At 72.1% G+C, this 24,159-nt stretch carries 23 protein-coding genes; 10 read left to right on the top strand and 13 right to left on the bottom strand.

Annotated features, from left to right (window positions below):
- Positions 1-124: 124 nt before the first annotated feature.
- Together B4E97_RS02115 and B4E97_RS02110 are read left to right on the top strand one after the other, a co-directional pair.
- Positions 125-1,414: a M16 family metallopeptidase gene (locus B4E97_RS02115; RefSeq protein WP_286958498.1), complete on the top strand. Its 1,290-nt coding sequence runs from the start codon at positions 125-127 to the stop codon at positions 1,412-1,414.
- Positions 1,411-2,787, top strand: coding sequence for a M16 family metallopeptidase (locus B4E97_RS02110; RefSeq protein ID WP_286958497.1), 1,377 nt, complete (start codon positions 1,411-1,413; stop codon positions 2,785-2,787). The genes B4E97_RS02115 and B4E97_RS02110 overlap by 4 nt, the downstream gene beginning before the upstream one ends.
- Before the next feature lie 179 nt (positions 2,788-2,966).
- Here B4E97_RS02110 and hisN read toward each other — a convergent pair whose 3' ends face one another.
- The 4 genes from hisN to aroA all read right to left on the bottom strand — a co-directional run bounded on the left by hisN (position 2,967) and on the right by aroA (position 7,443).
- A complete protein-coding gene (hisN, locus tag B4E97_RS02105) occupies positions 2,967-3,749 on the bottom strand; it encodes a histidinol-phosphatase (protein WP_034252789.1) in 783 nt (260 codons plus the stop codon).
- Between the two features lie 214 nt (positions 3,750-3,963).
- Positions 3,964-4,797: a phosphatase PAP2 family protein gene (locus B4E97_RS02100; RefSeq protein WP_286958496.1), complete on the bottom strand. Its 834-nt coding sequence runs from the start codon at positions 4,795-4,797 to the stop codon at positions 3,964-3,966.
- Between the two features lie 175 nt (positions 4,798-4,972).
- On the bottom strand, positions 4,973-6,037 hold the full coding sequence (gene rsgA / locus B4E97_RS02095) for a ribosome small subunit-dependent GTPase A (RefSeq protein WP_029211605.1): 1,065 nt from the start codon (positions 6,035-6,037) through the stop codon (positions 4,973-4,975).
- Complete coding sequence (aroA, locus tag B4E97_RS02090) at positions 6,034-7,443, bottom strand: 3-phosphoshikimate 1-carboxyvinyltransferase (RefSeq protein WP_029211604.1); 1,410 nt, start codon at positions 7,441-7,443, stop codon at positions 6,034-6,036. The genes rsgA and aroA overlap by 4 nt, the downstream gene beginning before the upstream one ends.
- A 67-nt stretch (positions 7,444-7,510) precedes the next feature.
- Here aroA and B4E97_RS02085 point away from each other — a divergent pair, with 67 nt between their 5' ends.
- From B4E97_RS02085 to B4E97_RS02070, 4 genes are all read left to right on the top strand, one after another.
- Complete coding sequence (locus B4E97_RS02085) at positions 7,511-8,341, top strand: SOS response-associated peptidase (protein ID WP_286958494.1); 831 nt, start codon at positions 7,511-7,513, stop codon at positions 8,339-8,341.
- Positions 8,342-8,480: 139 nt separating this feature from the next.
- Positions 8,481-9,167, top strand: a complete 687-nt coding sequence (locus B4E97_RS02080; RefSeq protein WP_372490263.1) for a sigma-70 family RNA polymerase sigma factor — start codon at positions 8,481-8,483, stop codon at positions 9,165-9,167.
- A gap of 11 nt (positions 9,168-9,178) precedes the next feature.
- Entirely contained in the window at positions 9,179-9,412 is a 234-nt protein-coding gene (gene rsrA, locus B4E97_RS02075) for a mycothiol system anti-sigma-R factor (RefSeq protein ID WP_029211601.1), read from the top strand.
- A gap of 153 nt (positions 9,413-9,565) precedes the next feature.
- Positions 9,566-10,705 carry an alpha/beta hydrolase gene (locus tag B4E97_RS02070; protein WP_286958493.1) on the top strand — a complete coding sequence of 380 codons (1,140 nt, stop codon included), beginning with the start codon at positions 9,566-9,568 and terminating at the stop codon, positions 10,703-10,705.
- 130 nt (positions 10,706-10,835) lie between these two features.
- On the opposite strand, the gene B4E97_RS19085 is transcribed toward B4E97_RS02070, so the two are convergent.
- The 3 genes from B4E97_RS19085 to B4E97_RS02055 all read right to left on the bottom strand — a co-directional run bounded on the left by B4E97_RS19085 (position 10,836) and on the right by B4E97_RS02055 (position 12,015).
- On the bottom strand, positions 10,836-10,910 hold the full coding sequence (locus B4E97_RS19085) for a 50S ribosomal protein bL37 (protein WP_372490264.1): 75 nt from the start codon (positions 10,908-10,910) through the stop codon (positions 10,836-10,838).
- Between the two features lie 210 nt (positions 10,911-11,120).
- The gene (gene sodN / locus B4E97_RS02060) at positions 11,121-11,513 is read right to left on the bottom strand and encodes a superoxide dismutase, Ni (RefSeq protein ID WP_019287622.1); all 393 of its coding nucleotides are present in this window, start codon (positions 11,511-11,513) and stop codon (positions 11,121-11,123) included.
- 145 nt (positions 11,514-11,658) lie between these two features.
- On the bottom strand, positions 11,659-12,015 hold the full coding sequence (locus B4E97_RS02055) for a S26 family signal peptidase (protein ID WP_019287623.1): 357 nt from the start codon (positions 12,013-12,015) through the stop codon (positions 11,659-11,661).
- 143 nt (positions 12,016-12,158) lie between these two features.
- Between B4E97_RS02055 and B4E97_RS02050 the strand changes: the two genes are divergently transcribed.
- Positions 12,159-13,124 (top strand): zinc-binding dehydrogenase, encoded by a 966-nt coding sequence (locus tag B4E97_RS02050; RefSeq protein ID WP_029211599.1) that lies wholly within the window; start codon positions 12,159-12,161, stop codon positions 13,122-13,124.
- An 88-nt stretch (positions 13,125-13,212) separates the two neighbouring features.
- Here B4E97_RS02050 and B4E97_RS02045 read toward each other — a convergent pair whose 3' ends face one another.
- The 4 genes from B4E97_RS02045 to B4E97_RS02030 form a co-directional block, all read right to left on the bottom strand.
- Entirely contained in the window at positions 13,213-13,704 is a 492-nt protein-coding gene (locus B4E97_RS02045) for a cytochrome b5-like heme/steroid binding domain-containing protein (protein ID WP_286958491.1), read from the bottom strand.
- 136 nt (positions 13,705-13,840) lie between these two features.
- Positions 13,841-14,506, bottom strand: coding sequence for a GDSL-type esterase/lipase family protein (locus tag B4E97_RS02040; protein WP_372490262.1), 666 nt, complete (start codon positions 14,504-14,506; stop codon positions 13,841-13,843).
- A 61-nt stretch (positions 14,507-14,567) separates the two neighbouring features.
- A complete protein-coding gene (locus B4E97_RS02035; protein ID WP_156911306.1) occupies positions 14,568-14,744 on the bottom strand; it encodes a DUF6104 family protein in 177 nt (58 codons plus the stop codon).
- Between the two features lie 110 nt (positions 14,745-14,854).
- Complete coding sequence (locus B4E97_RS02030; RefSeq protein WP_239263880.1) at positions 14,855-18,748, bottom strand: multifunctional oxoglutarate decarboxylase/oxoglutarate dehydrogenase thiamine pyrophosphate-binding subunit/dihydrolipoyllysine-residue succinyltransferase subunit; 3,894 nt, start codon at positions 18,746-18,748, stop codon at positions 14,855-14,857.
- Positions 18,749-18,887: 139 nt separating this feature from the next.
- On the opposite strand from B4E97_RS02030, the gene B4E97_RS02025 reads away from it, so the two are divergent.
- Together B4E97_RS02025 and B4E97_RS02020 are read left to right on the top strand one after the other, a co-directional pair.
- Positions 18,888-20,213 (top strand): hemolysin family protein, encoded by a 1,326-nt coding sequence (locus B4E97_RS02025; protein ID WP_029211595.1) that lies wholly within the window; start codon positions 18,888-18,890, stop codon positions 20,211-20,213.
- Complete coding sequence (locus B4E97_RS02020) at positions 20,210-21,316, top strand: hemolysin family protein (RefSeq protein WP_286958489.1); 1,107 nt, start codon at positions 20,210-20,212, stop codon at positions 21,314-21,316. Before B4E97_RS02025 ends, B4E97_RS02020 begins: the two co-directional genes overlap by 4 nt.
- A 30-nt stretch (positions 21,317-21,346) precedes the next feature.
- Here the strand turns inward: B4E97_RS02020 and B4E97_RS02015 are convergent, their stop codons facing one another.
- Both B4E97_RS02015 and cofD read right to left on the bottom strand, forming a co-directional pair.
- Positions 21,347-22,387, bottom strand: coding sequence for a coenzyme F420-0:L-glutamate ligase (locus B4E97_RS02015; protein WP_156911304.1), 1,041 nt, complete (start codon positions 22,385-22,387; stop codon positions 21,347-21,349).
- A gap of 56 nt (positions 22,388-22,443) precedes the next feature.
- Positions 22,444-23,496 (bottom strand): 2-phospho-L-lactate transferase, encoded by a 1,053-nt coding sequence (gene cofD, locus B4E97_RS02010; protein ID WP_029211592.1) that lies wholly within the window; start codon positions 23,494-23,496, stop codon positions 22,444-22,446.
- 333 nt (positions 23,497-23,829) lie between these two features.
- Here cofD and B4E97_RS02005 point away from each other — a divergent pair, with 333 nt between their 5' ends.
- Positions 23,830-24,096, top strand: coding sequence for a WhiB family transcriptional regulator (locus B4E97_RS02005; protein ID WP_029211591.1), 267 nt, complete (start codon positions 23,830-23,832; stop codon positions 24,094-24,096).
- The last annotated feature ends 63 nt before the right edge of the window (positions 24,097-24,159 follow it).

The following is a 24,159-nucleotide window of genomic DNA, read 5'->3' as shown; positions in this document are numbered from 1 at the left end:
GGTACTGCACTGGTGACGGTGCGGGAGAGTAGGACGCCGCCGGACAAACATTGTGGGGAAGCCCCGGACCACCAGGTCCGGGGCTTTTCTGCGTTCTGGGTGGTTGTCGCCTAGGGTGGTCGGCATGCCGTTGAACTATCAGATCGCGGAGCGCACCCTGCCCAACGGGCTGCGCGTCATCGTCAACGAGGACAGGTCCATCACCACGGTGACGGTCAACCTCTGGGTCGGGGTGGGGTCGCGACACGAGGTGGCCGGGCGAACCGGTTTCGCGCACCTGTTCGAGCACCTGATGTTCCAGGGGTCGGAGAACGTCGCGTCAGGGGAGCACTTCTCCGAGCTGATGTCGCGCGGGGGCCGGCTCAACGCCACGACGTGGTTCGACCGCACCAACTACTTCGAGACGGTGCCTCGCGGCGCCTACCAGCTTGCGCTGTGGTTGGAGGCCGACCGGCACGGCCGGCTCCTCCCCGCCGTCACGCAGGCCAACCTCGACAACCAGCGCGACGTGGTCAAGGAGGAGAAGCGGCAGCGGTACGACAACCAGCCGTACGGCTTCGCCCTGCCGGACCTCTACGCCCTGGTGTTCCCCGAGGGGCACCCGTACCACCACCCCACCATCGGGTCGATGGAAGATCTCGACGGTGCCAGCCTCGAGGACGTGCACGCCTTCTTCGAGCGGTACTACGGCCCGAACAACACGACGCTGACGCTCGTCGGGGACCTCACCGCCGAAGAGGGGTTCGCCGCCGCCGAGACCTACTTCGGCCACCTGCCCGCCAGCGCCGCGGCCGGCCGCGAGCCCGTTGCGGCCCTGCCACCCCTGGAGAACCCGGTCCGCTTCGAGCGGAGGTCGGACGTGCCCAGCGACCGCCTGTTCGTGGCCTTCCGCCTCCCGGTGGACGACACGGACGAGTTCTACGCCGCGTCCGCTGCTCTGGACGCCCTTGCGGGGATGGCCTCGTCTCGGGTGTACCGCCGCCTCGTGCGCCGCGAGCAGCTCGCCAACAGCGTGCAGGGGATGGCCTGGGGGCTCGTCGACGGGGTGTCGCTCGGCTTCATCTCCGTGGACGTCGCCGACGGAGTGGACCCCGACGTGGCCGAGGCTGCCCTGTGCGAGGAGCTCGACCGGTTCGCCGACGAGGGGCCGACCCCCGTCGAGATGGAGTCGGTCCTGGCGCAGAGCGAACGCGCCTGGCTGCACGCCCTGGCCGCGGCGGACGAGCGCGCCGACATCATCTGCGGGCACGCCGCCCTGCACGGGGACGCGCAGCACGCCAACACCTTCCTCGACCGCCTGGCCACCATCACGCCCGACCAGGTGCGGGCGGCCGCGTCGGCATACCTGCGACCGGCCAACCGAGCCGTCGTGGCGCATCTCAAGGTCCAGACCAGCGAAGGAGCCTCGGCATGACCGACACCCCGATCCCCGCACGTCCCGAGGTCGCGCCCCCGGGGCCCTGGGCCTTCCCCGAGCCCAGCACGACCCGGCTCGACAACGGACTGGGGCTGCAGACCTTCCACACGCCCGGGCAGTACGTCGCCTCGGTGCGGCTGGCCATCCCTGTCGTGCCGGCGCAGGAGCCCCGAGAGCTCGAGGGAATCCTGGCGCTGCTGTCCCGGACGTTCGACGAGGGGACGCTGGACCACTCGGCGGAGGAGTTCGCCGAGCTGCTGGAACGGGCAGGGGTGGCGCTCGGATCCTCCACCAGCGAGTTCGGCCTCGTGCTCGACCTGGACGTCCCCGTGAGCCGGCTCGAGCGTGGCCTGGAGCTGCTCGCCGAGTGCGTCCAGCGTCCCGCCTACCCCGATGACGAGGTGGACCGCGCCCGGCGCAAGCGCCTGGCCGACATCGAGCAGGAGAACGCCGACCCCCGCAGCCGTGCCATGCGGGAGTTCGCCGCCACGTTCTACACCCCCGAGTCGCGCGCCTCGCGCCCGTCGGCCGGCAGCCCCGCCACCGTGCGGGCGATCACCGCCCCCGCCGTGCGGGACTTCCACCACGACCACGTGGGGCCGACCGGAGCCGTCCTGGTCGTCGCCGGTGACCTGTCTCCCCTCGGTGCCGAGCCGCTGCAGGAGCTGCACGCACTGGTCGAGCGCACCTTCGGTGGTTGGACGCCGCAACCGGTAGAGCCGGTGGGTCCGCAGGGTCCCGTGCGGCGGGAGGACGCCCGCCGCATCGTCGTGGTGGACCGACCCGGCTCGGTGCAGTCGGAGCTGTACGTCGGCTGCCTCGGTCCCGATCGCCGGCACGGATGGGGCGCCTACCCGGTCCTGAGCTTCCTGGTCGGTGGTGCGCCGCAGGCCAGGGTCGACTCCGTGCTGCGGGAGGACAAGGGCTACACGTACGGCCTGCGGACGGCCTTCGTGCCGCGCGCCGACGGTGGGCTGTTCATCGCCAGCGGATCCGTGCGCGCGGACGTGACGGGCGAGTCCGTCGGCATCCTGCTCGACATCCTCGAGAAGGCACGCGAGGGCTTCACGCCGGAGGAGGTGCGCTCGGGGGTCGACTTCGTCAGCCAGACCGCACCGGCGCGCTACGCGACCGCGGACTCCGTGGCGGACGAGGCCGCCGGTCTCGCCCTGGCGAAACTGCCGCCGCGCTGGGTGACCGAGATGTTCGAGGAGACGCGTTCGCTGACGGGTGAGGCACTCGTCGAGGCCTACGGCCGGGCCGACGTCGGGCGGTGGACCGTGGTCGTCGTGGGCGACGCCGACCAGGTCGCCGACGAGGTGCGGGCGCTCGGCCGAGGCGACGTCGAGGTGCGCCGGCGCGAGGGCTGAACCGGCACAGACGTGCTGGTCTCGCCCGGCCGGGCACCCGAGCCGCCCCAGGCTGGTGCGCCTGTCGTACGTCGAGGCGCCGCGCGCCAGCGCCCTCAGCCGAGGCGGCTCCACCCCCGCGGGCCTGTCGTGCGTCGAGGTGGCCCGTCGTACGTCGAGGCGCCTACGCCGTCGGTGCGTCAGCCGAGCCGGCGCAGGACCTCGTCGTGCAGGAGCCCGTTGGTGGCGACGGCGTTGCCGCCCCAGGGCGCGGGTGACCCGTCGAGCGAGGTCATGCGCCCGCCGGCCTCGGTGACGATCGGGACGAGCGCCGCCATGTCGTGCACCGCCAGCTCGGGCTCGGCCGCGAGGTCGCAGGCGCCCTCGGCGACCAGCATGTAGGACCAGAAGTCCCCGAACCCGCGGGTGCGCCAGCAGTCGTCCATGAGCTGCAGGAACTCCTCGCGCCGGCCGGCGTCGCGCCACCCGCCGAGGGACGCGTAGGAGAGCGACGCGTCCCCGATGGACGAGACGCCCGAGACGTGGATCCGCTTGGCGGAGTACAGGTTGCGGCCGGTGTAGGCACCCGATCCCTTGGCGGCCCACCACCGCCGGTTGAGCGCCGGGGCAGAGACGAGGCCGACGACGGGCTCGTCTCCGTCGACCAGCCCGATGAGGGTCGCCCAGACGGGAAGCCCCCGCACGTAGTTCTTGGTGCCGTCGATGGGGTCGATGATCCACCGCCGTGCCCCGTGGCCCGTCGTGCCGAACTCCTCGCCCTGGACCGCGTCGCGAGGACGGGTGCGCTTGAGCTGACTGCGGATGAGCTCCTCGGCGTCCCGGTCGGCGTCGGTGACGGGGGTGAGGTCGGGCTTGGTGTCGACCTTGAGGTCCTCGGCCTTGAACCGGGTCATCGTCACACGCTCGACCGAGTCGGCCAGCACGTGGGCGAGGCGGACGTCGTCGTCATAGGAGGGGCTCACCCGCCCAAACTACCTGTCACCCGCGTGGCCGCGCCCACGGGCGCGCGGGTGACAGGGGTGGCGCGCGCGCCCGGGGCCGACAGGGATGGCGCGGGAACATGGGCTGTCGGCGATGCCGCGGGCACGCCAGCGATGGGCGCGCGTGCCCGGGGTCGACAGGGATGGCGCAGGCGGGAGCGGTCGGCGGTCTTCTGGCCCCTCAGGGTGTGGGTGGCTAGGTGGCCTTCGTCGTCCCGGACCGGCCTTGTGCCGCCGGGGACGGGGAGGGCGACCGATGCTTGCGCACGGTCAGCCACATCCGGTGGCACACCACCAGCGCCAGCACCCAGGCCAGCCCGAGCAGCCACCCGGTCACGACGTCGGTGAGCCAGTGGTGACCGAGAACGACGCGGGAGAGCCCCATCGCGACGATCCAGCAGGATGCCAGCACGACGGCGAGGATCCGCGTGCGCCGCCGGTGCAGGTGGGTGAGGAGCAGATAGGTCAGGACCCCGATGATGACGGTGGTGTTGAGGGTGTGCCCGCTGGGGAAGCTGGGCGAGGTCTCGAACGGGGGGACGGCGTCGGCGAGAGGGGGCCGGACGCGTCCGATCAGCTGCTTGCCCACGACCGTCATCGCGAGCGAGCCCGCGGCGGCGAGGGTGGTGAGGACGGCGGGCGACCACGACCGCCAGGCCCAGGTCGCCAGCAGGACCAGCGCCACCGAGAGGATCGGCATACCGACCTTGCCACCGATGTCGGTGAACGTGGTGAGGGCCTGGGCCAGGGCCGGCGTGCGGTGCTGCACGGCGAGCTCGAGGACGGGATGGTCGAGCGCCGCCACGCCGTCGCCCTCGACGACCGCGTCGTAGGTCTCGGTGGCCGCGGCCGTCAGGCCCACGATCCCGACGAAGCAGACGAGGACGGTGGCAACGAGCAACCAGGTCGCAGCCGTCCACGTCGAGGTCCGCGTGACGACGCGGGCGAGCGCGCGGCCGATCGGGGTGCGCCACTGGGTGAGGTCGCGGTCGCCGATGCTCTCCTCGACGGGACGTCGCTGCAGGTCCATCCCGACAGTCTGCGGCGGGAGCCCGCTCCGGTCCGGGCGCCACGCGCGGCGACAGGCCGGCGTCCTCGCCCGCGGACCGGGCCTGCAGCAGGCGGCGGAGCCGCGCGTCTAGAGGCCGGGGTCCTCGCTCGCGGACCCGCCCCGCAGCAGGCGGCGGATCCACGCGGGCGAGGGTCTAGGTGTCCTCGCCCGCGGACCGGGCCCGCAGCAGGCGGCGGAGGCTGTCCAGCCGGGCGACGCCCGCGGGGCCGGCCTGACCCGAGGCCACCCAGGCGTCGAGGCCGCACTCCTCCTCGTCGTGCGTGCACCCGCGGGGGCAGTCGGCCGTGCCCGGCTCCAGGTCCGGGAACAGCGCGACGATGCGGTCCAGGCGGACGTGCGCGAGGCCGAAGCTGCGGACGCCCGGGGTGTCGACGACCCAGCCGGACGCGTCGGGGAGGCGCAGGGCGATCGCGGACGTGCTGGTGTGCCGCCCCCGGCCCGTGTGGTCGTTGACGTGCCCCGTCGCCCGCATGGCGTCGGGGACGAGCAGGTTGACGAGGGTGGACTTGCCGACGCCGCTGTGGCCGACCATGACGCTCACCTGTCCGGTCAGCGCGTCGCGCAGCTCGTCCAGCCCGGTGGTGCGGGCCAGCACGTCCTCGGGGGAGGCGCCCGCCAGCACTTCGGTGTCGGAGAGCGTGGACGTCGCGATGCACCGCGCCCCGAGGGGCGCGTAGGCCTCGATGAGGGGCGTGGGGTCGACCAGGTCAGCCTTGGTGAGCACCAGGATCGGCTCGAGCCCCGCGTCGTAGGCCGCCACCAGGCAGCGGTCGATCATGCGGGGTCGCGGCTCCGGGTTGGCCAGGGCGGTGACGACGACGAGCTGGTCGACGTTGGCGACGATGATGCGCTCCACCGGGTCCGTGTCGTCGGCCGTGCGGCGCAGCACCGAACGGCGCTCGTGCTGGCGGACGATGCGGGCCAGGTGGTCGGGGCCGCCCTGCAGGTCACCGACGAGCCCGACGCGGTCGCCGACGACGATCCCCTTGCGGCCGAGCTCGCGGGCCTTCATGGCTGTGACGACGCGCTCGTCGGCGGTTCCCTCACCGAGGAGCGTGGTGTAGCGGCCGCGGTCGACGGCGGTGACGAGGGCCTCCACCGCGTCCTCGTGGGCCGGACGGTCCTTGGTGCGGGGGCGGGACCCGCGACGGTTGGGGCGGACCCGCACGTCGCTCTCGTCATACGACCGTCGGCTCACCGGCGCCCCCCGCGAGGGGTGGCCCCGGCGCGGACCAGGCGCTCGGTGGCCGCCGTCTCGCCCGCGAGGAAGGAGGTCCAGCGACGGGTGAAGTCAGGCAGCGTCTTGGCGGTGGTCGCGACGTCCTCGATGACGACCCCGGGCACCCGGAGCCCCAGGACGGCCGCGGCCATGGCCATCCGGTGGTCGGCGTAGGTGCGGAACAGGCCTGCGTGCAGCGGGCGCGGTCGGATCACGAGCCCGTCCTCGGTCTCGCTCACGTCGCCGCCGAGCCGGTTGATCTCGGTCGCGAGCGCAGCGATGCGGTCGGTCTCGTGCCGTCGGATGTGGCCGACGCCGCGGATCCACGTGGGGGAGTCGGCGAGCGCGGCGAGGGCGGCCACCACGGGCGTCAGCTCGCTCGCGTCGTGCAGGTCCACGTCGATGCCGTGCAGCCCGCGGCCCGTGACGGTCAGGCCCGCGCGATCCAGGTGGACCTCGGCCCCCATCTGCTGCAGGACCTCACGGATGTGGTCGCCCGCCTGCGTGGTCACCGCCGGCCAGGCCGGCACGTGCACGAGACCGCCGGTCACGGGGGCCGCCGCCAGGAAGACCGCGGCGTTGGACAGGTCGGGCTCGACCGTGACGTCGAGGGCGTTGATCTCGCTCGGCTCGACGCGCCAGGTGTCGGGCTCGGCGTCGTCGACGACCACGCCGGCGTCCCGCAGGGCCTCCACGGTCATCTGGATGTGGGGCAGGCTCGGCAGGGGCTTGCCGACGTGGTGGATCGTCACGCCCCCGTCGAAGCGCGCGCCGGACAGCAGCAGCGCGGAGATGAACTGGCTGCTGCCCGAGGCGTCCACGGTCACCGTCCCGCCGCGCAGACCCCCACGCCCGTCGATCGTGAACGGCATCGCCCCGCGGCCGCCGTCGTCGATCGCGGCGCCGAGCGCGCGCAGCGCGTCGAGGACCGGACCGACGGGCCGGGTGCGGGCGTGCGGGTCACCGTCGACGACGACCGGACCGTCGGCCAGCGTGGCGAGCGGCGGCAGGAAGCGCATGATCGTGCCCGCCAGACCGCAGTCGATCGCGGCCGGCCCGTGCAGCGGCGCCGGCTCGACGATCCAGTCGGGGCAGCCGGGCTCGTCGCCCTCGTGGTCGCGCACCCCGACCCCGAGGTCCCGCAGGGCCTGGGCCATCAGGAGGGTGTCGCGCGAGCGGAGCGGGCGCCGGATCCGGGAGGTGTCGTTGGCCAGCGCTGCCAGCACCAGGAAGCGGTTGGTGATCGACTTGCTGCCCGGCAGCACGGCGGTGGCGTCGACCGGGGCGGCCGGCGTAGGCGCGGGCCAGTCGGCAGGCGTGGCGTCGACGGTGTCGGAGGGGCGGGGCGTCTGGTCGACCGGATGGTCGGGGTCCGCGAGGGTCAACGGGGTTCCGTTCGCTGGGGTGCAGGTGCTGCCGCCCAGCGTAGTCAATGGCGCCTACGCTGTCGGCATGTGCGGACGGTACGCAGCGAGCAAGGACATGGCGGAGCTGGTCGAGGCCCTGGACGTCGACGAAGACCGGACGGCCGAGCCGGTCCGCACGATCGCCCCGCTGGAGCGAGCCCAGGGGGCCGGTCCGGCCGCCGACTACAACGTGGCCCCGACCAAGGCCGCCCCGGTCGTGCTGACCCGGCGGCCCAGGGGCGAGCCCGAGCAGGATCCCAGCCGGCAGCTGAGGTTGCTGACCTGGGGTCTGGTCCCGTCCTGGGCCAAGGACCTCAAGGTCGGCACGCGGATGATCAACGCCCGCGCCGAGACGCTCCTGGACAAGCCGGCGTACGCGCGCGACGCTGCTGCCCGCCGCTGCCTGGTCCCGGCGGACGGCTACTACGAGTGGCAGCGCTCGCCGTCCCTCACCGACCGCAAGGGCAGACCCCGCAAGCAGCCGTTCTACATCCACCGCGCCGACGGCGACCCCCTGGTCATGGCCGGGCTCTACGAGTTCTGGCGGGACCGGTCCCTGCCCGACGACCACCCCGACGCGTGGCTCACGACCTACTGCGTGATCACGACCAGCGCCGACCCCGACCTGGCGACCATCCACGACCGCCAGCCCCTGATCCTCGAGCCGGAGCACTGGGCCGGGTGGCTCGACCCCGACGCGACGACCCCGGACCACGTCCAGCCCTACCTCAACCTCGCCCTGCCAGGGCGGTTCGACGCGTATGCCGTGAGCACCGCCGTCAACGACGTGCGCAACAACGGCCCGCAGCTGCTCGACCCCGCGCCGGCCGACCAGCTGACGGGCGTCGTCGACCCGGACACCGGCGAGGTGCTCTGACCCCGCGAGGCGCCGGGCTGCCGGCATACGGGAATGTCACCCGCTGGGGGACCGTTGACCCTGCTGTCCGTCCCTCCGTAGGAGTCGCCCCGTGCTCGTCACCCCCGTCCTGCCGACGTCAGACCATCCGGCGCTGGACATCCACCCTCAGGTGGGGTCCGCCGGACTAGGCTTGGCCCCGATGACTGAGATCGACGTGGCCACCGAGAGCCCCACCGACCGGCAGGCCCGCTTCGAGGCGGACGCCCTGCCCTACCTGGACCAGCTCTACAGCGCCTCGCTGCGGATGACGCGCAACCCGTCCGACGCCGAGGACCTCGTCCAGGAGACCTTCGCCAAGGCCTACGCCGCGTTCCACCAGTACAAGCCCGGGACCAACCTCAAGGCCTGGCTGTATCGCATCATGACGAACGCGTACATCAACACGTACCGCAAGAAGCAGCGCGAGCCCCAGCAGTCCGACTCCTCGGACATCGAGGACTACCAGCTGGCCCGCGCGGGTTCGCACTCGTCGATGGGCAACCGCAGCGCCGAGATGGAGGCGCTCGACCACCTCCCCGACAGCGACGTCAAGCGCGCGCTGCAGGAGATCCCCGAGGACTTCCGCCTGGCCGTCTACCTGGCCGACGTCGAGGGGTTCGCCTACAAGGAGATCGCGGAGATCATGGGCACGCCCATCGGCACCGTGATGTCGCGGCTGCACCGGGGCCGCCGCCAGCTGCGCGACCTGCTCAGCGACTACGCCGTCGAGCGTGGTTTCGTCGCTCCGGAGGGCGCGGAGGGCGCGGAGGGTGCGCAGGCTCAGCAGGACAGCGGGGTGAAGTGATGGGAGAGCACATGGACTGCTCGAACTTCATGGAGCACGTCTTCGAGTACCTCGACGGCGAGATGACCGAGAGCGACTGCGAGGACTTCGCACGCCACCTGCGCGAGTGCCCTCCCTGCCTGGACGAGTACCAGCGCGACCAGGCCCTCAAGGCCCTGATCCGGCGGTCGTGCGCCTGCGAGCAGGCACCCGTCCAGCTGCGTACGCAGATCATCGCCAGCATCACCATCGAGTACGGTCGCTGATCCGACGCGCCGGTCCGACGACGAAGGCCCCCTCCCGACCGGGAGGGGGCCTTCGTCACGGCCGGCGCCCGGCGTGCCATCCTGGCGGTGGCCTGCGGCGTCACACACCATGACGCGCCGGCACGACGAGCGAGGCAGGACCGAGGGGGAGGCATGGAGCTGACGGGTGGGCCGTTCGTCGCCCGGGCGATCACGGTGACGACGGTCGCCCTGATCACCGGTGCGATCCTGACCGGACGGACCCGGCGGACGGTGTGGGGGGCGGTGCAGCGCGCGCTGGCCATGGTGCTCGTCGCCGTCCTGGCCGTGCTGTCGGTGGCCATCGTCCTCAACGCCCAGAACCAGTGGTACGTCGACTGGGGTGACCTCGCCGGCACGAACGACCCCACGGCCCACGCCACCACCACAGGGGGCTCCGCCGGCGCGATCTACGGAGCGACACCTGCCCCGAGGCCGAGCGCGAGTCGCGCATCGCTGCCGCCGCTCCCCAGCCCGAACGACCGCGTGCAGACCTTTCAGGTCACCGGGCGTCGGAGCGGACTCACGGGACGAGTCGTCGTGCTCCTGCCCGAGGACTACGCCGCCCCCGCCCAGGCACGACGCGACTACCCGGTGGTCATGACGATGCACGGCTACCCCGGCAGCCCCGACCAGTGGCTCGACGCGCCGCAAGGGCGTGAGCGCATTGACGCGGCCGTGACCCGCGGCAAGGTGGCGCCACTGGTCATGGTGTCGCCACAGCTGGACTTCCCCAAGGGCACCGACTCGGAGCGCGTGAACGCCCCCGGTGGCGCGCAGGTCGAGACCTGGCTGACCCAGGACGTCCCCGAGCTCGTCCGGTCACGCCTGCGGGTCCGGACCGACCGGGCGAGCTGGGCCAGCGCGGGGTTCTCCGCCGGGGGCTACTGCGCCGCCATGGTCGCTGTCCGGCACCCCCAGACGTTCGGAGCCGGCGTCGTCCTCGGCGGCTACGGACGGCCGACCTTCTCGGGCCGTCACGTGCTGCGGACCCAGCAGCAGAAGGACGCCTACGACCTGCCCCATCTCCTCACGACCACCCGACCCCCGGTCGCCCTGTGGGTCCAGACCTCCGACGGCGACCCCGTGTCCTACGCGGGGAGCACGGCGCTGGCGGCGTCCGCCAAGGCCCCCACGTCGGTCACCCTGGTCATGGCGCCCGGAACCGGTCACCGGACGTCGGTCTGGTCCAGGCACTTCGCCCAGGCGCTGGAGTGGCTGGGTCGGACCGTCCCGGGCTTCGCGGTGGGAGGTGCGGCAGGGCGGGCCGCCTGAGGTCCGGTGACCGACGACCGGCGCCGTCGCCGGGCTTCTCGAGGTCGTCCCGAGGCGCCCGCCTCCTGCATGACGAAGGCCCCCGTCCCGCTCGTGCGGGTGGGGGCCTCTCGTCGCCGGACGCCTGGGCTCAGGCGTTGGGCTTGCGGCCGTGGTTGGCGCCGTTCTTCTTGCGGGCACGACGCTTGCGGGCGCGCTTGCTCATGAGGACTCCTCGTGTCTGGCGGGTCGGACGTCGCCCGCGAGGGGCGTCGGTTCGCTGGCCCGGGACGGGCCTCAAACACCCATTGTCGCACAAGGCGGTGGCCCTGCCGAAACGCCGGTGCGGGCGGCATACGGGCTCGAGGGCCGGAACAGGCTGACGGCCCCGCGCGGGGGGTGCGGGGCCGTCAGGTCTGAGGAGGCAGAGCCGGGCTCAGGCCTTCTTGGTCTCGGCGAAGATCGCCGCGATCTCGTCGATCTTGGCCAGGAGCTCGTCGGCCTTAGCGACGTCCCACTCACCCTTGGTGCCCGAGGCTCCGGCCAGCTTGGTCGCCTCGTTGACGAGGGTGTGCAGCTGCGGGAACTTCTCGAAGTGCGGGGGCTTGAAGTAGTCGGTCCACAGCACCCACAGGTGCTCCTTGACCAGCTGGGAGCGCTGCTCCTTGATGATCGTCGCGCGGACCTTGAAGTCGGGGTCGTCGTTGTCCGCGACCTTCTCGATGATGGCCTTGACGGACTGGGCCTCGATGCGGGCCTGGGCGGGGTCGTAGACACCGCACGGGAGGTCGCAGTGGGCGTGAACCTCGACCGGGGCGAACGTGAACATCGCAAGTTCCTTTCGCGGAAGATTCGAAGCGTGACCGGACGTCACGTCCTTCCCAACCTAACCCGACGGGGGAGCGCAGGGCGATCCTGCACCTCGCTTGCAACAACTCGCGTCGTTGCCACCGGTCACGAGCTCAGGCTGGTGGTCAGGGCTGCGCTGGGCGGGTGAAGCGGGGGAGGCGCAGCAGCGGGGTCGGGACCCGCTTGAGCACCAGGCCCTCGATGTCGTCGTCGCCCAGGGCGCCGACGTGCCACGAGTCGACGCCCTCGCGGGGATTGTCCCGCTCGACCCACCAGCCCTGGCGGGTCTTGGGGTCGCGTCCGGTCACGCGCTTGACCGACAGCGGACGGGGACCGCGCTCGCCGTCGGGGAGCCGCACGACCGCGAGCCGACCGATCCGGGGGCGGGCGCCGAACGCCACCAGCAGCCAGTCGCCCTCGTGCAGGGTGGGCTCCATCGAGCGACCACGCACGACTGCGAAGCCGAGGTGCTTGCGGGGCATGGGACCTACCTTCGGGCTGGGGACGGGCCACCGGCCAGCCTACGCTCGGGTGGGGGGTGGCCTCGGACGCGAACGCGTCACCCGGCGCCTGGCGTCGGTCTCGCCCGCTGCGTGTCCGAGGCGGGTGGCATAGGTTCGAGGACATGCTCGCCGTGTATGCCGCCCGCCAGTCCGCCGACGACCCGCTGTCCGGGCTCGAGGTCGGGGACCAGCCGGAACCCCGATCCAGGCCCGGGTGGACGACCGTGACCCTGCGCACCTCCGGCCTCAACCACCATGATCTGTGGTCGCTCAAGGGGGTCGGGCTGGCGGCGGACCGCCTGCCCATGATCCTCGGCTGCGACGGCGCCGGCACCACCGAGGACGGGCAGGAGGTCATCGTCCACGCCGTGGTCGCCTCCGACGGCTGGCTCGGCGACGAGACGCTCGACCCGCGCCGGACCCTGCTGTCGGAGCTCAACCCCGGGACGATGGCCGAGCGCGTGGCCGTCCCCGAGCGCAACGTGGTGCCCAAGCCCACGGGGATGTCCTGGGAGCACGCCGCCTGCCTGTCCACGGCGTGGCTCACGGCCTACCGCATGCTCTTCACGAACGCCGGGGTCCAGCCCGGGGCCACCGTGCTCGTCCAGGGCGCGGGCGGTGGGGTCGCCACCGCCCTCGTGCAGCTGGGGGCGGCAGCGGGGCTGCGCGTCTGGGCCACGTCACGGGACGCGAGCAAGCGAGCCAGGGCGCTGGAGCTCGGCGCCGCCGACGTCTTCGAGCCCGGGGCTCGCCTGCCCGATCGGGTCGACGCCGTGCTGGACACGGTCGGGGCGGCCGTCTGGCGGCACTCCATCAAGTCGCTGGTGTCGGGCGGCACCCTCGTCACGGCGGGGGCGACGTCCGGAGACCCCTCGCGGACCGAGCTGAACGACATCTTCTTCCGCCAGCTGCGGGTGGTGGGCTCGACGATGGGCAACCGGTCCGAGCTCGAGCGGCTCGCGAGGTTCGTGTCCGAGCGCGGCATCGAGCCCGTCATCGACTCCACGCACCCGTTGGACCAGGCGCGGGCGGGCTTCGAGCGGATGGCGGGCGACGAGCTCTTCGGCAAGGTCGTGCTCACGCACTGAGGCGTGCGACACGGACAGATGGCGTGAGCCGCCCGGGGAGATCCTCGGGCGGCTCAGGCGCGGGCGGCTCGTCAGGACGAGCGGTCGGTCACTTGGCGAGGGCGCCGATCTTGAAGGACGCCAGACGCTGCATCGGCAGCTCCGCGCCCTGGTGCTGGCCGGTGAACTGGGACGTGCCGTCCTGCCCGCACAGGCCCTTGATGCGGGCGGGACCGCCCGGGTGCTGGCTGATCCAGGCCGTCACGTCGTAGACCTCGTCGTTGATGACGGTCCAGCAGGACGTCTCGTTGTCGTGGTCGTTGACGACCGCCATGGTGTAGGTCTTGCCGGCGCCGGAGGTGCCGGGTGTGCCGGTCGCCGTGGTGGTGCCGCTGGACGCGGCGGAGGTGCCGGTGGCGTCGGAGGAGGCGGCTGACGACGCCGATCCGGCCGAGCTCGTGGCGGGCTGGGTGGCCTGCGTGCTCTGGGTGGTCTGGGTGGTCTGGGTGGTCTGGGTGGTCTCGGATCCGCAGGCCGACAGGGTCGCGGCGAGAGCGAGGCCGAGTGCCAGCGGGACGCCGGCGCGGGTCGTGCGGGTCATCGTGGATCCTTCCGAGGCGGGAGGCGGGGTGCTGCCACCCAACCTAGAGCCTCGTCCGGGCGCGCACGGGGAGGCGCGGCGCCCGGCGCCGAGGGCCAAGCGGGCGACGCACCGCGACGACCGGTGGACGACGGGCTCAGCGGGCGAGGCGCATCCAGGCGTCCCAGCCGCCGTGCAGGACCAGCCAGGCGATGAGGCCGTAGCCGGCCTGGCCGGGGTGGAAGCCGTCACCGGTGGCGTCCAGGTCGGCGGTCCACTGGTCGTGCCCCTGGAGCGGGCGGAAGCAGTCGACGAACGGGACGCCGCGGCGCGCGCACACGTCGGCCTGGGCCTCGGTGACGATCTCGAGGGTGGCGTTGAAGGTCGGGTCGTTGGTCGGGGTGGAGCCCACCACGAAGGCCGCGATGCCTTGGGCCTGCGCGTCGTCGAGGATGTTGGCCAGGTTGAGCCGCGACCGTGCGGTCGTGATCCCGTCGAGGACGTCGTGGTGGCCGGCGCTGATGACCAGGCGGCGCTCGCCGCGTCCCTGCCAACGGGGAGGGCACTCGGTGCGCCAACGCCCGAGGACGTCGGCCGAGGAGTCACCGCGGATGCCGAGGTTGTAGGCCGAGAGCTGGACGTCCGGGTGCTGGGTCCGCGACACCACCCGGGACACCCAGCCCAGCCCCTTGGGGTCGCCGTACCCGGCGACGAAGGAGTCACCGATGAAGACTAGACCCACGTCACGCGGTCCGTGGTCGCCGTTGACCGGCGCCACGTGGGACGGGGACGGGTTGTAGGTCTGCTGGTCGTGGAACACCACGTGTGGATCCTTGTCTGTCGGTCCGGAGGCTCGCACGGAGCCGGGGCAGGACGGCGGTCGCTCAGTCGTCATCCTCGTCGAGCCGGGCGAGCCACGTCGCCAGGCGCTCCACCGGGACCTCGAACTCGGGGTTCAGGTCGACGAAGGCGCGCAGCTGCTCGGCGAGCCAGTCGAACGTGATCTCCTCGTCACCCCTGCGGTGCTGAAGCTCCTCGATGCCACGGTCCGTGAAGTACACGCTGACATTGTGCCCCATCGCGAGGCGGCGCCCGGTGCGCGGCATACCGGGTCGGACGACGGACGGGGCCCGTCACCGAGGTGACGGGCCCCGTCCGGGCGAACCGCAGGTCAGCGCGCGAAGGCGCGCTCCACCAGCTCGGCCTGCTCGGCCGCGTGAGCCTTGGACGACCCCGTCGACGGGGCGGCCGAGGCGGGGCGGCTGACCAGGCGGAAGCGGCGCGTCTCGCCGTGCTGCTCCAGCAGCTCCGGGCCGGTCAGCGCGACGTAGGACCAGGCGCCCTGGTTGGCGGGCTCGTCCTGCACCCACACCACCTCGGCGTCCGGGTAGGTCGCCAGAGCCTCCGCCATCTCCTTGGCCGGGAACGGGGCGATCCGCTCCACCGTCATGATCGCGGTCGAGGTGTCCTCGGCCTTCTGCCGGTAGGCGTCCAGCTCGTAGTAGACCTTGCCCGAGCACAGCAGCACGCGGTCGACCTTGCTCGCGTCGACCCCGGTCCGGTCGCCCATGACGGGCTCGAAGGTGCCGTTGGTGAAGTCCTCCGGGCTGCTCGCCGCAGCCTTGAGCCGCAGCATCGACTTGGGCGTCGCCACGATCAGCGGACGCCGTGGTCGTGCGTAGGCCTGACGACGCAGCAGGTGGAAGTAGGACGCCGGCGTGCTGGGGAAGGCCACCGTCATGTTGTCCTGCGCGCACAGCTGCAGGTAGCGCTCGATGCGCGCGGACGAGTGGTCCGGCCCCTGACCCTCGTAGCCGTGGGGGAGGAGCAGGACCACGGAGGAGCGCTGGCCCCACTTCTGCTCCGAGGACGAGATGAACTCGTCGACGATGCTCTGCGCGCCGTTGGCGAAGTCGCCGAACTGCGCCTCCCACACCACCAGGGCGTCGGGCCGCTCCACGGAGTAGCCGTACTCGAAGCCCATGGCCGCGAACTCGCTCAGCAGGGAGTCGTAGACCCAGAACCGGGCCTGGCCCTTGCCGAGGTAGAGCAGCGGGGTCCACTCCTCGGCCGAGGACTTGTCGATCAGGACCGAGTGGCGCTGCACGAAGGTGCCTCGACGGGAGTCCTGGCCCGACAGGCGGACCGGGGTGCCCTCCATGAGCAGCGAGCCGAAGGCGATGAGCTCGGCCGTGCCCCAGTCGATGCCGCCGTTGGCGACAGAGTCGGCCCGCTTCTCGAGCATCTGGCGCAGCTTGGGGTGCACCGTGAAGCCCTCGGGGGTGGCCACGAAGGCCTTGCCGATGTGCATGAGCGTGTCGTGCGAGATGGCCGTGTCGACGAACTTGGCCGGCGCCTTGTCGTCGGCCTCCTGCGCCTCGGGACGCTCGAGCCCGGACGGCCCGCTGTCCTGGCCGGACCGCGCCGCCTTGATGGCCTCGCGGGTCTCGACGAACACCCGCTCCAGCTGCTGCTGGTAGTCCTGCAGCGCGTCCTCGGCCTGCTCGACCGTGATGTCACCACGGCCGATCAGCGCCTCGGTGTAGAGCTTGCGGACGCTGCGCTTCGCCTCGATCAGGTTGTACATCAGCGGCTGCGTCATCGAGGGGTCGTCACCCTCGTTGTGACCGCGACGCCGGTAGCAGACGAGGTCGATCACGACGTCCTTGGCGAACGTCTGACGGAACTCGTAGGCCAGCTCGGCCACGCGCACGCAGGCCTCGGGGTCGTCGCCGTTGACGTGGAAGATCGGCGCCTGGATCATCCGGGCCACGTCGGTGGAGTAGACCGACGAGCGCGAGCTGGACGGGGCGGTCGTGAAGCCGACCTGGTTGTTGACGACGATGTGGATCGTGCCGCCCGTGCGGTAGCCACGCAGCTGGGACAGGTGCAGGGTCTCGGCGACCACGCCCTGCCCCGCGAACGCCGCGTCGCCGTGCATCAGGATCGGCAGGACCGTGAAGGCCTCGCCGCCGTGACCGAGACGGTCCTGCTTGGCCCGCACGATTCCCTCGAGGACCGGGTTGACGGCCTCGAGATGGGAGGGGTTCGCCGCGAGGTAGACCTTGGTCTGCTCGCCCTCCTCGGAGGTGAACGTGCCCTCGGTGCCCAGGTGGTACTTGACGTCGCCCGAGCCCTGGACGGTGGACGGGTCCTGCACGCCCTCGAACTCGCGGAAGATCTGGCCATAGCTCTTGCCCGCGATGTTGGCGAGCACGTTGAGGCGGCCGCGGTGCGGCATACCGATGCACACCTCGTCCATCGAGTCCGAGGCCGCCCGGGAGAGGATCCGGTCCAGGACCGCGATCGTCGACTCGCCACCCTCCAGCGAGAAGCGCTTCTGGCCGACGAACTTGGTCTGCAGGAAGGTCTCGAAGGCCTCGGCGGCGTTGAGCCGCCGCAGCACGCGCAGCTGGTCCTCGGAGCTCTGCTTGTCGTGGTGCGCCTCGACGCGTTCCTGGATCCACGCGCGCTGCTCGGGGTCCTGCATGTGCATGTACTCGACACCGACGGTGCGGCAGTAGGAGTCGCGCAGGGTCCCGAGGATGTCGCGCAGGTGCATCAACGGCTCCCCGCCGAAGCCACCCGTCGCGAACTCGCGCTCGAGGTCCCACAGGGTCAGGCCGTGCTGCTCGATATCGAGGTCGGGGTGGCGGCGCTGGCGGTACTCCAGCGGGTCGATGTCGGCCATCAGGTGACCACGCACGCGGTAGGCGTGGATCAGCTGCTGGACGCGGGCCGTCTTGTTGATCTCGTCCTCGTGCCCGACCGAGATGTCCTGCACCCAGCGGACCGGCTCGTAGGGGATGCGCAGCGACGCGAAGATCTCGTCGTAGAAGTCGTGCTTGCCCAGGAGCAGCTCGTGGATGATCTTGAGGAACTCGCCCGACCCGGCGCCCTGGATGATGCGGTGGTCGTAGGTGCTGGTCAGCGTCAGGATCTTGCTGACCGCGTGCCGGTTGAGGGTCTCCTGCGCGGCGCCCTGCCACTCGGCCGGGTACTCCAACGAGCCCACGCCGATGATCGCGCCCTGGCCCTGCATGAGCCTGGGCGTCGAGGAGTTGGTGCCGATTCCGCCGGGGTTGGTCAGCGAGATCGTCGTGCCCACGAAGTCGTCGACGGTGAGCTTGCCGCCGCGCGCCTTGCGGACCAGCTCCTCGTAGGCCGTCCAGAAGTGCACGAAGTCCATCTGCTCGGCCGACTTGATGCTCGGCACCACGAGGGACCGGGTGCCGTCGGGCTTGGGCAGGTCGATGGCGATGCCGAGGTTGACGTGGGCCGGCTTGACCAGCGTGGGCTTGCCGTCGCGCTCCGCGAACGAGTTGTTCATGTCCGGCATCGACGCGAGCGCCTTGACCAGGGCGAAGCCGATGAGGTGGGTGAACGAGACCTTGCCGCCGCGGCTGCGCCGCAGGTGGTTGTTGATCACGATGCGGTTGTCGATGAGCGCCTTGGCGGGGACGGCGCGCAGGCTCGTCGCCGTCGGCACCTCCAGGGAGGTGGCCATGTTGGCGACCACGCGGGCGGCCGGCCCCTTGAGCGGGACGACCTGCTCCTGGGCCTGAGGACCGGTGTCCTTGACAGCGGGGATGTCACGCGGGGTGGGCTGCGACTGCTTGTCACCGGGCCTGGCGCCCTTGGCCGCCGGCTTGTCGTCCTTGGCCGGTGCCTTGTCTCCGTCCTTCGCCGGTGCCTTCTCCGGGGCCTTAGCAGGTGCCTTCGCGGGTGCCTTCGCCGGTGCTTTCTCAGAGGCGGGTCGCTCCGCCGGTCGGCCCGTGGCCGAACCCGGGTCGACCGTCTGCGACGAGGGTCCGTCGGCTCCCTTGGCGGCGTCCTCGGTGGAGCTCGTCGACGGTGCCCCTGACGCGGTGCCGGTCGATCCCCCTCCGGCGCCGGACCCGTCGGCGGACTGGCCCGCGGTCGGGGTGTAGTCCTCGAAGAACGACCACCAGGCCTTGTCCACGCTCTGCTTGTCCTGCTTGTACTGCTCGTACAGCTCGTCCACGAGCCACTGGTTGGCTCCGAAGGATGCTGAGGAGCTCGGGCCGCTGGGGGGCGTTGTCACGGCGGTACTCGCCTCTTTCTGGATCACGTCGACTCTGACCGGCACCTTGATCGGCCTTCACCCTATCTTGCACCCCGCGGCCCCGCCCGGCCGTCGGTGACGGGGGTCTGTCTCACCCCGACCGTAGGATGAGCGCACTATGACCGAATGGCTCCTGCTGCTGGCTGCGGTGGCGCTCACCGCCGCAGCGGCGGTGTTCGTGGCGGCTGAGTTCTCCCTCGTCGCCCTCGACCGGCCCACCGTCCAGCGAGCCGTCGATGCCGGGGACGCGGGCGCCCAGCCCGTCCTCGTCGCGCTGCGAAGCCTGTCCACCCAGCTGTCCGCGGCGCAGGTCGGCATCACGCTGACCACCCTGCTCACCGGCTATCTCGCCGAGCCAGCGATCGGCGGGCTGGTCCGTGGTCCGCTCGACGCGATCGGCGTCCCGCAGGCGGCGATCGCGCCCCTCTCGACGGCCGTCGCCATGCTGGTCGCCACCGTGGGCTCGATGATCGCCGGTGAGCTGGTGCCGCAGTTCCTCGGCATCTCGGCCCCCCTCGGGACGGCCAAGGTCGTCGCCGGGCCGGTCCGCGTCTTCGGCCTGGTCGCCAAGCCGCTCATCGTCGTCCTCAACGGATCGGCCAACGCGTTCCTGCGGCGCATCGGGATCGAGCCGCAGGAGGAGCTGTCGGCGGCCCGCACCCCTCAGGAGCTGTCCTCGCTCGTCCGGCGGTCGGCCGAGGCCGGAACCCTCGACCTCGACACGGCGCTGCTGCTCACGAGGTCCCTCGGCTTCGGCGAGCGCACCGCCGACGACGTCATGACGCCGCGGGTGCGCTGCGACACCGTCGAACGGACCGCCAGCGCCGCCGACGTGCTCACCCTGGCGCGCCGCACCGGCCACTCACGGTTCCCCGTGATCGGGGACGACCTCGACGACGTCGACGGTGTCGTCCACGTCAAGAAGGCCCTGGCCGTGCCGCACGAACGCCGCCAGGACGTCCCCGTGTCCGCCCTCATGGTGGACGCCCTGCACGTGCCCGAGACCATCCGCCTCGATCCCCTCCTGCTGCTCCTGAGGCGCACCAGCTTCCAGCTCGCGATCGTGGTGGACGAGTACGGCGGGACCTCGGGGGTCGTGACGCTGGAGGACGTGATCGAGGAGATCGTCGGCGAGGTCGCCGACGAGCACGACCGACGTGACCCCGAGGCGCGGGAGCGCCGCGACGGCACGTGGACGGTCCCCGGTCTGTGGCGCACCGACGAGGTGCGGGACCGCGTGGGCGCGGACATCCCCGAGGCCCCGACCTACGAGACGCTCGGCGGCTTCGTCATGGCGCGTCTCGGACGCATCCCCAGGCTCGGCGACGAGGTCGACATCGACGGCTGGCGGATCACCGTCGAGGGCATGGACGGCCACCGCGTCGACCGCCTGCGGCTGGTGGCGGACGACGCAACGACGGTCCCGGCGGGAGGTGCCCGGTGAGCACCGGCACCGCGCTGTGGGTCTCGCTCCTCCTGCTCCTCGGCAACGCCTTCTTCGTGGGCGCCGAGTTCGCGCTGATGGCCGCTCGACGGTCCCAGCTCGAGCCCCTCGCCGAGGGCGGGTCGGCTGGCGCGAGACGGTGCCTCGACGCCCTGGAGCAGGTGGCCTCGCTGCTCGTGTGCGCCCAGCTCGGGATCACCGTCTGCTCGCTGGGGCTGGGGGCGCTGGCCGAGGTCGCGCTCCACCACCTCTTCGAGGGCTGGCTCGAGGCGGCCCACCTGTCCACCGCCGTCGCCGGTCCGTTCGCCCTGGTGCTCGCCCTGCTGCTCGTCGTCTACCTGCACGTGGTGGTCGGCGAGATGATCCCCAAGAACCTCGCCATCGCCGGCCCCGAGCGCTCCGCGCTCGTGCTGGTGCCGATACTGCTCGCGATCACGCGGATCCTGCGCCCGATCATCCTGGTGATGGAACGCATCGCCAAGGCCGTCGTCCGGGCCACCGGCATCGACCCCAAGGACGAGCTCGCCTCCGCCTACACGGCCCAGGAGGTCGGTGACATCGTCGCCGAGAGCCACCGTGAGGGGCTGCTCGAGGCCGAGCAGCACGGACTGGTCAAGGGTGCCCTCGAGTTCAGCGACCGCGTCGCCGGAGAGGTCGCCGTGCCGCTCGCCGAGGTCGTCTCGCTGCCGGAGGCCTCCACCCCGCAGGACCTCGAACGCCTCGTGGCTCGGCACGGCTTCTCGCGCTACCTGGTGCGGGACGCCGACGGGGACATCGTGGGCTACCTGCACCTCAAGGACGTGCTGTACGCCCGGGACGAGGACTTCGACGAACCCATCCCCGCCAAGCGCATCCGGCGGCTCGCCACGGTGCGGGCGGCCGACGAGGTCGAGGACGTCCTCGCCACCATGCAGCGGACGGGACGGCACCTCGCGCAGGTGCTCGACGACGGCGACCGGGTCACCGGCGTGGTCTTTCTCGAGGACGTCCTGGAGGAGCTGGTGGGGGAGGTCAGCGACCAGTCCCAGAAGGCCGTCGAACGGGTGGCCAGGATGAGGGCTGGTGCGCTGCCCGAGCGCGCCGACGGGCGCCGAGAGGTCTGAGGCAGGCCCGAGGCGGGATGCCGGGAAGTGTCAGGCCAGCTCCCTGAAGGTCAGCCCGGCACCTCCTGGTGAGTCCGTCCAGGCGAGGGCCAGGTCCTCGGAGACCACCGCCACCTCGAGCCTGGCCAGGCAGCGCCCCAGCTCGAGGCGGTCGGTGCACACCAGGGTCCCCGTCACCCGGTCGTGGTGAGGCACCAGGTCGTCGGCGGTCACGGACGAGCAGTCGAGCAGGGCAAGTCTCAGCGCGCGACCGGCCCGGTCGACCGCGCCGTCCAGCGCGGTGGGCCGGATGCCGACGCCCACCGCCTCCGGCGACCCCGGCGTCGCACCCAGCGCGGCACGGACGGCCTCGAGGTGCCCGAGGGCGAACCAGTCGCCCGGCCCGGTCCGCACCAGCGACCGGGCTCCCGGGATCCCCGACGCGTCCGGCCCGGGCACGAGGTGCCCCAGGCCGCGGAGCAGCGCCGCGCCCACTCCGTCGGTCTTGCCCTTGACGAGGTCTGCCGCCGCGGCGATCTCGTCGGCCAGGGCCCGGCTGGTCACGGACAGGGAGCGACCGTCGTGGTCGACGCCGCCGAGGAGGTCGTCGGCGGGCACGAGGCCGGACAGGCCGAGCGCGAGGTCGGTCTGGCCTGCGCGCCAGGGCCGGCCCGCGGTGTCGGTGACGACGACGCCGAGCCGGGTCACGTGGGGAAGGACGGCGAGGAGGTCGTGACGGAGCCGGTCGGCCGCGCGGTCGGGGTCCTCGGGCAGCGAGAGCAGACCGCCCTCGGGCCCGGTGTTGGACGCGTCGACGCCCGCGGCCGCCATGACGGGGCCCGCGGCGCTCTCCACCACGCGGGTCACCCCGTCGGGCGTGGCGCGCTCCGCGACCACCCTGCGCGTGGCGGCGCGGACGACCTCGTCCCTGATCGTGCGGTCGCCGTCCCAGGGCGTGCGCAGGCCCAGCGCCTTGGACACGAGCTTGCTGGAGACGGCCAGCACGTCACCGTCGGCGAGCCCCAGGCCTGCCGACCCGGCGGCAGCGACGAGGGCCGCCGCGAGGTCGGTGCCGGTCCTGACCTCCGGCATCCCTGGGAGCGGACTGATGGTGACGGGCTGATCGGGCCGTGCGTCGGTGGGCTCGCTCACGCGCGCTGCAGCCGACGGCCGAGATCGACGGCCGCACCCGCGATGGCGGCGGCCGCCGGGACGTCGGTCATGAGAAGGGGACGGTGCTCGACCACGAGGCCCCGGTGGCGGCGGCTCAGGTCCTCGCCAGACCCCGCGTCCGCGTCGTCCACCAGCCAGCCGTCGAGGAAGTCGGCATACAGGCCCGCGACGGCGTCGGTGGTCGTGGGCAGGCCGAGGGCGGCGAGGCAGGCGTCGGCGTGGCCACGCACCGGGCGGCCGCCGACGACGGGGGACACCCCGACGACGGGGGCCCTGGTGCCCCGCAGCGCGTCGCGCACGCCGGGGACGGTGAGGATGATGCCGATCGAGACGACCGGGTTGGACGGGGGGAGGATGACCAGGTCAGCCGTTCGGATGGCCTCGAGGACTCCAGGAGCGGGTCGGGCCCGGTCCATGCCTGCCACGACGAAACGCTCGGCCGGGAGCGCGGCCTGGTGGCGCACCCACCACTCCTGGAAGTGCATGGCGCGCTGACCGCCCTCGGCGTCCGCGTCCTCGACGACCACGTGGGTCTCGACGGGCTCGTCCGTCATCGGCAGCAGGCGCACGCCCTGGCGGGGGAGCCCCCACCGCTCGCCGAGCCGCGAGGTCACCTCCGACAGGGTGAGCCCCTGACCGAGCCACCGGGTGCGGGCCACGTGGGTGGCGATGTCGCGATCGCCCAGCCCGAACCACTGCGGCTCGACGCCGTAGGCCGCGAGCTCGGCCTGGACGGCGTGGGTCTCGCCGGAGCGGCCCCAGCCCTGAGCCTCGTGGACGCCACCTCCGAGGGTGTACATCACCGTGTCGAGGTCCGGGCACACCCGCAGGCCGAACAACGTGATGTCGTCGCCCGTGTTGCCGATGACGGTGATCTCGGGGACCCCAGTGATCCCAGTGATCTCGGCGGCGTCGCGCGTGCCAGGGGCGTGGCCGGGCCCGGGGCCGGCGTCAGGGTGGAGATGGTGGACGAGGCCACGGAGGAACCGGGCCCCACCAACCCCTCCGGCAAGGATGGTGATCCGCATGGCAAGATTCTTTCATACACTCTTTCGGCGTAACGCCCTCGTTGCTCCCCGCATCCTCCCGGATCCGGTCCGCGACGCTGTGACATGCGACAACGTGATGATTTGACAGGGCGTAGAACGGCTGCCGCGTGCGCAGGGCGCGCGTCGGATGCGGTGCATCTACCATTCGGCCGCTTGACGCCAGGCATATGACACGCATGTAATTTCATCGTTGCATTCACCCGCAGTGACCAGTCAGCGACTGAGCATGGCTACTGGGTGTGACTGATCATCACCTAAAGCATCCTGGTCTGACGGATGACGAGGGGGACGCGACGAGGTCTAGGAGGGGCCGTGCAAGAACTTCAGCTGGTGCCAGTGCTGGACGCCGCCGACGACAGCCAGCTGTCCTGGCAGGAGCGCGCTCTGTGCGCCCAGACCGACCCCGAGGCGTTCTTTCCCGAGAAGGGCGGTTCCACCCGCGAGGCCAAGAAGGTCTGCACGGGCTGCGAGGTCCGCGCCGAGTGCCTCGAGTACGCCCTGGCCCACGACGAGCGCTTCGGCATCTGGGGCGGCCTGTCCGAGCGCGAGCGCCGCAAGCTGAAGAAGCGCGCCGTCTGACCTGACTCCGGCACCGCCGCGTCGTCACGCTCCACCCGCTGCGCCCACCCGCCCTGTACCAGC

The sequence above is a fragment of the Arsenicicoccus sp. UBA7492 genome, assembly GCF_002479615.1.
Classification (GTDB): Bacteria; Actinomycetota; Actinomycetes; order Actinomycetales; family Dermatophilaceae; genus Arsenicicoccus; species Arsenicicoccus bolidensis.
Note: the sequence above shows the minus strand (reverse complement) of the source record. Positions and strands in the feature narration are given on the sequence as shown.